This is a genomic window from Actinoplanes sp. NPDC051851 (assembly GCF_040681165.1).
In the GTDB taxonomy this organism is placed as follows: domain Bacteria; phylum Actinomycetota; class Actinomycetes; order Mycobacteriales; family Micromonosporaceae; genus Actinoplanes.
In genome coordinates, this window is the sequence record NZ_JBFAYF010000026.1 from 69038 (window position 1) to 78863 (window position 9826).

8 protein-coding genes, 1 pseudogene and 2 riboswitches are annotated in these 9826 nt (G+C 69.3%); of the genes and pseudogenes, 3 read left to right on the forward strand and 6 right to left on the reverse strand.

Going from position 1 to position 9826, the window contains the following annotated elements; translation table 11 throughout:
* Positions 1 to 32: 32 nt before the first annotated feature.
* From AB0M08_RS24230 to AB0M08_RS24240, 3 genes are read right to left on the reverse strand one after another with little or no spacing between them, the layout of a single operon-like run.
* Positions 33 to 1154, reverse strand: a complete 1122-nt coding sequence (locus tag AB0M08_RS24230; protein WP_364497280.1) for a bifunctional 2-methylcitrate synthase/citrate synthase — start codon at positions 1152 to 1154, stop codon at positions 33 to 35.
* Positions 1151 to 2056: a methylisocitrate lyase gene (gene prpB / locus AB0M08_RS24235; protein WP_364497282.1), complete on the reverse strand. Its 906-nt coding sequence runs from the start codon at positions 2054 to 2056 to the stop codon at positions 1151 to 1153. Before prpB ends, AB0M08_RS24230 begins: the two co-directional genes overlap by 4 nt.
* The gene (locus AB0M08_RS24240) at positions 2053 to 3555 is read right to left on the reverse strand and encodes an MmgE/PrpD family protein (protein WP_364497285.1); all 1503 of its coding nucleotides are present in this window, start codon (positions 3553 to 3555) and stop codon (positions 2053 to 2055) included. Before AB0M08_RS24240 ends, prpB begins: the two co-directional genes overlap by 4 nt.
* A 171-nt stretch (positions 3556 to 3726) precedes the next feature.
* Between AB0M08_RS24240 and AB0M08_RS24245 the strand changes: the two genes are divergently transcribed.
* Positions 3727 to 5184, forward strand: coding sequence for a short-chain fatty acyl-CoA regulator family protein (locus tag AB0M08_RS24245; RefSeq protein ID WP_364497288.1), 1458 nt, complete (start codon positions 3727 to 3729; stop codon positions 5182 to 5184).
* Here the strand turns inward: AB0M08_RS24245 and AB0M08_RS24250 are convergent.
* Both AB0M08_RS24250 and AB0M08_RS24255 read right to left on the reverse strand, forming a co-directional pair.
* Positions 5115 to 5366, reverse strand: a complete 252-nt coding sequence (locus AB0M08_RS24250; protein ID WP_364497290.1) for a hypothetical protein — start codon at positions 5364 to 5366, stop codon at positions 5115 to 5117. The genes AB0M08_RS24245 and AB0M08_RS24250 overlap by 70 nt on opposite strands.
* Before the next feature lie 73 nt (positions 5367 to 5439).
* Positions 5440 to 5586: pseudogene (locus AB0M08_RS24255) on the reverse strand (hypothetical protein); the annotation flags it as partial.
* Positions 5560 to 5741: riboswitch (cobalamin riboswitch) on the reverse strand. It overlaps the preceding pseudogene by 27 nt.
* Before the next feature lie 83 nt (positions 5742 to 5824).
* Positions 5825 to 6035, forward strand: a riboswitch (cobalamin riboswitch).
* Positions 6036 to 6156: 121 nt separating this feature from the next.
* Between AB0M08_RS24255 and AB0M08_RS24260 the strand changes: the two are divergent.
* A complete protein-coding gene (locus AB0M08_RS24260) occupies positions 6157 to 8520 on the forward strand; it encodes a ribonucleoside-diphosphate reductase subunit alpha (protein ID WP_364497292.1) in 2364 nt (787 codons plus the stop codon).
* On the forward strand, positions 8520 to 9515 hold the full coding sequence (locus tag AB0M08_RS24265; RefSeq protein WP_364497295.1) for a ribonucleotide-diphosphate reductase subunit beta: 996 nt from the start codon (positions 8520 to 8522) through the stop codon (positions 9513 to 9515). The genes AB0M08_RS24260 and AB0M08_RS24265 overlap by 1 nt, the downstream gene beginning before the upstream one ends.
* Positions 9516 to 9612: 97 nt before the next feature.
* Here the strand turns inward: AB0M08_RS24265 and AB0M08_RS24270 are convergent, their stop codons facing one another.
* A complete protein-coding gene (locus tag AB0M08_RS24270) occupies positions 9613 to 9825 on the reverse strand; it encodes a hypothetical protein (protein WP_364497298.1) in 213 nt (70 codons plus the stop codon).
* Position 9826: the final 1 nt, after the last annotated feature.

The following is a 9826-nucleotide window of genomic DNA, read 5'->3' on the forward strand; positions in this document are numbered from 1 at the left end:
CTCCGCTCCGGCCGGCCAGAGACCGACGGGCGTCATGCCGGGACGGGACGCTGGTGGGGGCCCGTGTAGGCACCGAGAGGACGGATCAGGACGTTCGCGGTGAGCTGTTCGATGATGTGGGCGGTCCACCCGGTGATCCGGCTCATCACGAAGATGGGGGTGAACGCCGCGGTGTCGAACCCCATCAGGTGATAGGCCAGCGCGGACGGGTAGTCCAGGTTCGGGTGGATGCCGGTGCGGTCGAGCATGGCCGCCTGCAATCGGGTGTAGGTCTCGGCCAGGCGGCGGCTATCCTCGTCGGTGCGGGTGGCGATCAACCGGTCCAGAGCCGCCTGCATGATCGGAACGCGGGAGTCGCCGTGCTTGTAGACGCGGTGCCCGAACCCCATGATCTTGCGTTTGGCACTCAGCTGGGCGTCGAGCCATGACTCCGTACGGTCGGGGTCGCCGATCTCCCGGAGGGTGTGCATGACGGCCTCGTTCGCGCCGCCGTGTAACGGTCCCTTGAGCGCGCCGATCGCCCCGGTGACCGCGCTGTACAGGTCGGAGAGCGTGGAGGTGATGACCCGGGCGGTGAAGGTGGACGCGTTGAAGCTGTGCTCGGCGTAGAGGATCATGGTGATCTCGAAGGCGCGGACCACCTCGGGTGCGGGCATCGCGCCGAAGTACATCTGGAAGAAGTTCGCGGCGTAGCCCAGTCCCGGGCCGGGCTGGACCGGGGCGAGGCCGCACCGGCGGCGCATGTCGAGCGCGACCACGGCCGGAAGCTTGGCGAAGAGCGCGAGGGCCTTGGCCCGGTTGGTGGCCGGGTCGGCGCGGTCCTCGGCGGGATCCTGAGCCCCGAGGTACGACACCGCGGTACGCAGCACGTCCATCGGATGGCAGCTCTCGGGCAGCCGTCGCAGCAGTTCCTGCGCGGCCCGGTCGAGCCCGCGCCGGGCGGACTCGGCGGCCCGGAAGCCAGCCAGTTTCCGGGCGTCGGGCAGGTCGCCGTGCCACAGCAGGTACGCGACCTCCTCCCAGGACCGGGAGGCGGCCAGGTCCTGTACGGCATACCCGCCGTAGGTCAGCGAGTTGGTCTCGTCGATCACCGTGGAGATGCTGGTGGTATCGACCACGACGCCGGCCAGGCCACGGTGGATGTCGGTGTTCACGGATGGTCCTCTCCCAAGGCGATGCCTTCGTCGAAACGGGTGTATTCCTCGTAACCGAGCACCTCGTAGAGCCGGGAGCGGGTCATCATCGAGGGCAGCAGCGTGTCGGCCCGGCCGTCGGCGACGATCCGGCGCAGTCCGGCCTCGACCGCGCCCATCGCCAGGCGCAGCGTGGTGACCGGGTAGATGACCAGGTTGTAGCCGAGATCGCGGAGCCGGTCGGCGCTCAGTGAGGGCCCCTTGCCGAACTCGGTCATGTTCGCCAGCAGCGGCACGCCGACCGCGGCCCGGAAGGCGGCGAACTCCGTCTCGTCGGCGAGCGCCTCCGGGAATATCGCGTCCGCGCCGGCGTCGACGTAGGCCTTGGCCCGCTCGACCGCCGCGTCGAAACCCTCAACCCCGCGCGCATCCGTCCTGGCCATGATCAGGAAGTTCGGGTCACGGCGGGCCTCGACGGCAGCGCGCAGCTTTCGGATCATGTCGTCCGGGCTGACCAGGGCCTTGCCGTCCAGATGCCCGCAGCGCTTCGGGTTGACCTGGTCCTCCAGGTGGCAGCCGGCCACTCCGGCGTCCTCGAGCCGCTGGATCGTCCGGGCCGCGTTGAGCGGCTCGCCGAACCCGGTGTCCGCGTCGACCAGGGTGGGCAGATCGGTGCTCGCGGCGATGTCGGCGGCCCAGCCGGCCACCTCGGGCAGCGTGGTCAGCCCGATGTCCGGCAGCCCGGCCGCGGCGGAGAGGGCACCGCCGGAGACGTAGACGCCTTCGAAGCCGGTCTGCTGGACCAGTCGCGCGGTGAGCGGGTTGAACGCACCGGGAAGTCGCAGCAGGTCACCGGAGGCGAGACCGGAGCGGAACACGGAGCGCTTGTCGGCGGCGCTGGTGCGGGCGTAGAGATAGGTCATCGGAAGATCCCACCAGGAAGCGACGCGTCGGCACGGGCGATCGCGGTGTGATCCACGTCGGGGAAGAGCAGGGCCAGCTCCGGCGGGGTGAGCTCGGCGAGCCGGGTCGCGGCGTCCAGGAAGGACCGCTGTGCGGCGGGCGTCACGACGCCGTCGGCCAGCGTGGCGAACTTGCGCTGGTAGGCGGGCCGGTCGAACGGCCGCGCGCCGGCCGGGTGCGCGTCGGCGACGTCGAGCGAGTCCTCCAGGACGGTGCCGTCGGTGAGGGTGATGACCAGCCGCCCGCCGAAGGCCGGTTCCGGGTCGTGGTAGCGGCGGGTCCACTCGGGGTCCTCGACCGTGGCGATCCGCTGCCAGAGCGCGACGGTGTCGGGCCGGCGGGTGCGCTCGGGAGCATACGAATCGAGGTGGTGCCACACGCCGTCCTGCAGGGCCACCGCGAGGATGTAGGGAATCGAGTGGTCGAGCGTCTCCCGGCTGGCGGCCGGATCGTACTTCTGCGGATCGTTGGCGCCGGAGCCGATCACGTGATGGGTGTGGTGGCTGGTGTGCAGCACGACCGAGACGATCCGGTCGGTCCCGCCAGGTAGCTTCTCCCGCATCCGCCGGGCCAGGTCGATCAGCGCCTGCGCCTGGTACTCGGCGGAGTGCTCCTTGGTGTACGTCCGCAGGATCCCCCGCAGCGGCTCACCCGGTGACGGCAGCGGCACCCCATACTCCGCGTCCGGGCCGTCCAGCATCCAGGCGATGAGCCCGTCCTCACCCTCGTAGATCGGCGCCGGCGCCCCCTCGCCGCGCATCGCCCGGTCGACGGCCTCGATCGCCGCCTTGCCCGCGAAGGCCGGGGCGAACGCCTTCCACGAGGAGATCGCGCCCTTGCGGGACTGCCGGGTCGCCGTGGTGGTGTGCACCGCCTGCCCGACGGCCTGGTAGACCACCTCGGTGGGCAGCCGCAGCATCGCCCCGAGCCCGCACGCGGTCGCCGCGCTCAGGTGCGCCACGTGGTCGATCCGGTGTGCGTGCAGGCAGATGCCGCTGACTAGGGCGACGTGCACCTCGTAGGCCACCAGGACACCGCGCACCAGGTCGGCCCCGGTCAGACCGGCCTGTTGGGCGACCGCGATCAGGGGCGGGATGTCGTCGCCGGGATGGGAGTAGTCGGCCGCCAGGAACGTGTCGTGGAAGTCCAGCTCGCGGACCGCCGTCGCGTTGGCCCAGGCCGCCCACTCCGGGGAGACACGGACCCCGGCACCGAACACCGAGGCTCCCTCACCTGCCCGGTGGGCGAGGGCCTGTGCCCGGGCGACGGCCACCGGCCGCCGGGACAGCGAGGCGCTCGCCACGGCCGCGTTGTCGATCACCCGGTTGGCCACCATCGCCACCGCCTCGGCGTCCGGTGGGGCGGCGGCGGTGGCCAACTCGGCCAGCGACCAGGCGAGTTCCTCGCGACGGGAATGCCGTGCCGCGCTGGGCCACACATGTACGAGTTGAAATGTCACGGACCGAGCCTCGTCCTCGAAGGACGGCCGTGTCGAGGGTCGAAACCTGCGTACTTTTCACGCCCTGACCTGCGGATTTGTAAATTTTGCAACCGTTGCGGACGCCTTGTTCGCGGGAGCATGATGGGCGGCACGACGGCAGGACGCGACGGCAGGAGAGGAGCCGCGGCGATGGCGGGAACCAAGCTCTATGCGCACGGCAAGCTCCGCAGGCTGCGCCGCGAGCGCGGCATCACCCAGGCCCAGCTCGCCCGCCGGCTGGACATCTCGACCAGCTACCTGAACCAGATCGAGAACAACCAGCGGACACTGACCGCATCGATCCTGCTCCGCCTGGCCGGGCTCCTCGACGTGGACCCGGAGTTCTTCAGCGACACCGACACCGAGCGCCTCGGGGCGGATGTGCGCGCCGCCCTCACCGACGAGGCCAGCGGCCACCCGGTCGACCCGTTGGAAGCCACCGAGCTCATCCGCGACCACCCGGCGGCCGCCCGCGCCCTGGTCGCCCTCCACCGGCGCTACCGGGAGGCCTCCAACCGGGTCGCCGCCCTGGCCTGGCCCGGCGATCCCCTGGCCGCCACCGAGGCCGAGCCGCACGACGCGGTCCGCGACTTCTTCTACGCCCGCTACAACCACTTCGACCAGCTCGACGCCGCCGCCGAGCAGCTCGCCGACCGCCTCGCGCTCACACCGGGCCGCGCTGCCGAGACACTCACCCGCCATCTGCGGGAGGAGTACGAGGTCCGGGTCATCATTCCCCCGCCCGGCGCCGCCACCGAGATCCGCCGCTTCGACCCGGAGACCCGGGTCCTGCGCCTCTCCGCCGACCACACCGACGGCCAGCGGGCGTTCCAGCTCGCCACCCAGCTGGCCTTCCTCGCCGAGGACAAATTGATCACCGAGCTCGCCGACGACATCGACCCGCCCTCCGCCACCGGGCTGGCCAGAATCGGCCTCGGCAACTACTACGCCGGCGCACTACTCATGCCCTACAAGGGCTTTCACAGTACAGCCGAACAGCTGCGGTATGACGTCCCGCTCCTCGCCGGGCGCTTCGGCGTGAGCTTCGAGACGGCCTGCCACCGGCTCAGCACCCTGCAACGGCCGTCCCTGCGCGGGGTCCCGTTCGCGTTTCTGCGCGTGGACCGGGCCGGCAACATCTCCAAGCGCCAGTCCGCCAGCGACTTCCACTTCTCCCGGCTCGGCGGCACGTGTCCGCTCTGGATCATCTACGAGGCGTTCAGCTCACCGGGCCGGATCCTCACTCAGGTCGCCGAGATGCCGGACGGCAAGCGCTACTTCTGGCTGGCCCGTACGGTCGTGCACGGCGGGCGCGGCCACCACAGCCCGCGCAGCACGTTCGCGGTGGCGCTCGGCTGCGAACTGCGCCACGCCCGGCGCCTGGTCTACAGCGACGGCCTCGCGCTCGACAACCCGCGCGGCGTGATCCCGATCGGACTCGGCTGCCAGATCTGCGAGCGCCAGGACTGCGCCCAGCGCGCCCGCCCACCCGCCGCCGGCCGCCTGCTGGTCGACGAGAACCAGCAGCCGCTCATCCCCTACGCCGTGGACCAGGGCAGAGAGGACCAGGACAGAGAGGACCAGGACGATGCCTCGGCCTCGGCGTAACCGTGGGTCTTAAGGCCGCAGTCCGGGTTCACCCAGAGCCGTTGGGCCGGGACCGCCGCGATCGCCCGGCGCAGCGCATCGACGACCTCGTCGCGGGACGGCACCCGGGGCGAGTGGATGTCCCAGACGCCCGGGCCGACGCCCCGGCTGTAGCCGATCGCCGGCTCGTCGACCTGGATCACCCGGATCCCGGCCCGTCTCCAGATCCGCGCACTCGTCGCGCAGGGCGAGCGCCACCTGGTCGGCGGTGTCCGCGAGTGGCTGGTCGGTGCGCACGAACGACCAGGCCAGAATGGTCACCGGGCCGGTCAGCATGCCCTTGACCGGCTTCGACGTCAGTGACTGTGCGCAGGTCGACCACCCGACGGTCATCGGCGCCTTGCGGGACACCCCGACGGTCATCGGCGCCTTGCGGGACACGTCGCCGTAGACGATCGGCAGCGATGACGACTCTCGTTCCCACTCACCGCTGCGGGGCAGTCCCGGATTCACACCGGGTTCCCTCTTACGACGCCTTTTTACGAGGGACAGGGCGAACCAGCACCGCTTCGCATGCTACCGCCCGCCGCAAAGTTGATCACGAGAGGGTGACCCGGGTGACACACGATGTGGGGTATGACTTTTCGGTGGCCGCCCATATATGGTGTCTCCCGCAGCTGGTTCGTGCGGGCCGTCACGGCCCGTTCGAGGCAACAGGGAACCCGGTGGGAAACCGGGACTGCCCCGCAGCGGTGAGTGGGAACGAAAGCCGTCAATCAAGCACTGGACCACCCGGTCCGGGAAGCGACGGCCGGTAGGCGCGAGCATCACGCCCACGAGTCCGAAGACCTGCCAGCGCGCCGTGCGCACACGCGTACGGCGGTCGAAGGCCGCGTGGGACGGCCGACGCCATCAGCCGGTGCGCCCCCGCGGCGTGTCCCGGCGGCGTCCCCCTGCGCGCCCCGACCTCGGCGAGCGGACGAAGGGGGAACGATGGATACCACGAAAGAGAGCGTGACCGTGCCGGAGCAGCGGCGGCACGCGATGCAGGTGCGCAAACGCAACGGTGATCTGGAACCGGTCGACGTCAACAAGATCGTGCGGGCGGTCGAGCTCTGGGTCGGTGATCTGGGTGAGGTCGACCCGCTGCGGGTGGCCACCAAGACCATCAGTGGCCTGTACGACGGCGCGACCACCGCCGAGCTGGACAAACTCTCGATCCAGACGGCCGCCGAGCTGATCAGCGAGGAGCCGCAGTACTCGCGTCTCGCGGCCCGGCTGCTCACGGCCTACGTGGACAAGGAGGTCCGGCTCCAGGAGGTGGCCAGTTTCAGTCAGGCCATCCGGTACGGGCACACGCTCGGCCTGATCGGGGACGAGACCGCGGCGTTCGTGGCCCGCAACGCCCGCAAGCTCGACGACGCCATCGACACCCGCGGTGACCTGCGGTTCGAGTACTTCGGGCTGCGCACCGTCGCGGACCGCTACCTGCTGCGCCACCCGCAGTCCCGGCTCGTCGTCGAGACGCCGCAGTACTGGCTGCTGCGGGTCGCCTGCGGGCTGTCGCAGAACGCGAACGAGGCGATCGGTTTCTACCGGCTGATGTCGTCGCTCGCCTATCTGCCCAGCTCGCCGACGCTGTTCAATTCCGGCACCCGGCACACCCAGATGTCGAGCTGTTTCCTCGTCGATTCGCCGAAGGACGAGCTGGACTCGATTTACGAGCGGTACCACCAGGTCGCCAAACTGTCGAAGTTCTCCGGCGGCATCGGCATCTCGTGGTCGCGGGTCCGCGGCCGGGGTGCGCTGATCCGCGGCACGAACGGGAGGTCCAACGGCATCGTGCCGTTCCTGAAGACCCTGGACGCGGGCGTCGCGGCGGTCAATCAGGGCGGCCGCCGCAAGGGCGCCGCATGCGTCTATCTGGAGCCGTGGCACCCGGACGTCGAGGAGTTCCTGGAACTGCGCGACAACACCGGTGAGGAGAGCCGGCGGACGCACAATCTGAACCTGGCGAACTGGATCCCGGACGAGTTCATGCGGCGGGTCGAGGCGGACGGCGACTGGTCGCTGATCGATCCGTCGGACGCGCCGGAGTTGCCGGATCTGTTCGGCGAGGCGTTCGACGAGGCGTACCGGAAGGCGGAGAAGAAGGCCGTCAAGACCGTCAAGGCCCGCGATCTGTACGGCCGGATGATGCGCACCCTCGCGCAGACCGGCAACGGATGGATGACGTTCAAGGACCGGTCGAACGCGCTCTCCAACCAGACCGGCGCGCCCGGCAACACCATTCACCTGTCGAATCTCTGCACCGAGATCCTCGAGGTGAACGACGACGGCGAGACCGCGGTCTGCAACCTCGGCTCGGTCAATCTCGGCGCGCACGTGACCGAGGCGGGCGTCGATTGGGAACGGTTGCGGGAGACGGTCCGCACCGCGGTGGTCTTCCTCGACCGGGTGATCGACATCAACTATTACCCGTCCGCACAGGCCGCCGCCTCGAATCCGCGCTGGCGCCCGGTCGGCCTCGGCCTGATGGGCCTGCAGGACGCCCTCTTCACCCTGCGCCTGCCGTTCGACTCCGCCGAAGCCAGGAAGCTCTCCACCAAGGTTCAGGAGGAGATCTTCCTGACCGCGCTGGAATCGTCAGCGTCGCTCGCCGAGCGATTCGGCGCGCATCCGGCGTACTCGCAGACCCGGGCCGCGAAGGGTGACCTGCACCCGGACCTGTGGGGTGTGACCACCACGCAGACCGATCGCTGGAACTCCCTGAGAGAGAGAATCGCAACCAACGGCCTGCGTAACTCGCTCCTCGTCGCCATCGCGCCGACGGCCACCATCGCGTCGATCGCCGGCTGCTACGAATGCATCGAGCCTCAGGTGAGCAATCTCTTCAAGCGCGAGACGATGTCCGGCGAGTTCCTTCAGATCAACACCTTTCTGGTACGCGAACTGAAGTCCCGCAATCTGTGGAACGCCCCGATCCGTGAGGCGATCAAGCGCGCCGAGGGGTCCGTGCAGGGCATCACCGAACTGCCGGCCGAGGTCCGCGAACTGTTCCGTACCGCCTGGGAACTCCCCCAGCGGGCCCTGATCGACCTGGCCGCCGCCCGCGCGCCCTACATCGACCAGTCGCAGTCGCTGAACCTGTTCCTGGCCGCGCCCACCATCGGCAAGCTCTCCTCGATGTACCTCTACGCGTGGAAAGCCGGCCTGAAGACCTCGTACTACCTGCGCTCGCGGCCCGCGACGCGCATTCAGCAGGCCACGGTCTCGGTGGCACCGGTCATTCCGGCGCTCACCCCCGCCGAAGTCTGCTCCCTGGAGAACCCCGAATCGTGTGAGGCCTGCCAGTAATGCTGCTCGACCCCGGAATGGACCTGACCCTGCGGCCGATGAAGTACCCGCACTTCTTCGACCGTTTCAAGGACGCCATCAAGAACACCTGGACCGTCGAGGAGGTCGACCTGCACGGCGACCTCGCCGACCTGGCCACACTGACGCCCGCCGAACAGCACCTCGTCTCGCGGCTGGTCGCGTTCTTCGCCACCGGTGACACGATCGTGGCGAACAATCTGGTCCTCAATCTGTACCAGCACGTCAACTCGCCGGAGGGCCGCCTCTACCTGTCCCGGCAGCTGTTCGAGGAGGCGGTGCACGTCCAGTTCTATCTGAATCTCCTGGACACCTATGTGCCCGACGAGCAGGAGCGGTTCGAGGCGTTCGCGGCCGTCGAGAACATCCCGTCGATCGCCCGCAAGGCCGAATTCTGCTTCACGTGGATCGACTCGGTCTACAAGCTCCGGAAACTGGAGACGAAAGCCGACCGGCGGGCGTTCCTGCTCAACGTGATCTGCTTCGCGGCGTGCATCGAGGGGCTGTTCTTCTACGGCGCCTTCGCGTACGTGTACTTCCTGCGCTCCCGCGGGGTGCTGCAGGGACTCGCGTCCGGGACCAACTGGGTGTTCCGCGACGAGAGCATGCACATGGCGTTCGCGTTCGACGTGGTCGACCAGGTCCGGGCCGAGGAGCCCGACCTGTTCGACGCGGAGATGGCGAAGCAGGTGACCGACATGCTCGCCGAGGCCGTCGAGTGCGAGGTCCAGTTCGCCGAGGACCTCCTGGAGCAGGGCGTCTCCGGCATGTCCCTCGCGGACATGCGCGAGTACCTGCAGCACGTGGCCGACCGGCGGCTGCAGGCCCTCGGGATCGCGCCGCTCTACGGCAGTGGGAACCCGTTCGCGTTCATGGAGCTGCAGGACGTCCAGGAGCTGTCGAACTTCTTCGAACGGCGGGTGTCGGCGTACCAGGTCGGCGTCACCGGCACGGTCAGCTTCGACGACGACTTCTAGGCGAGAGGCGAGAGGCGAGAGGTGAGAGGCGAGAGGCGAGAGGCGAGAGGCGAAAGGTGAGAGGTGAGACGCCCCGGGAGACCGGCTCCCGGGGTGCTCAGGAACCAGGCCGGAGGGCGAGCGTGGCGTGCAGCTGGGCGAGCTGCGTGGTGGCGATGAGCATCGAGAGGTCGGCGCCGGGGACGTACGGCTCCTCGGAGTGGTCGTCCTCGTTGATGTTGGTCTCGTAGTCGACCAGGCAGACCTCGTAGAGGCGCTCGGCCTCGTGGGTGAGTTCCTCGGCGCGGGCGGCGTGCTCGTCGGGCGTCATG

Bases quoted from the DNA above. Each gene is read 5' to 3' on its own strand.
- prpB (WP_364497282.1), bottom strand. From the start codon at position 2,056: ATGACCTATCTCTACGCCCGCACCAGCGCCGCCGACAAGCGCTCCGTG.
- AB0M08_RS24245 (WP_364497288.1), top strand. From the start codon at position 3,727: ATGGCGGGAACCAAGCTCTATGCGCACGGCAAGCTCCGCAGGCTGCGC.
- AB0M08_RS24260 (WP_364497292.1), top strand. From the start codon at position 6,157: ATGGATACCACGAAAGAGAGCGTGACCGTGCCGGAGCAGCGGCGGCAC.
- AB0M08_RS24265 (WP_364497295.1), top strand. From the start codon at position 8,520: ATGCTGCTCGACCCCGGAATGGACCTGACCCTGCGGCCGATGAAGTAC.
- AB0M08_RS24270 (WP_364497298.1), bottom strand. From the start codon at position 9,825: ATGACGCCCGACGAGCACGCCGCCCGCGCCGAGGAACTCACCCACGAG.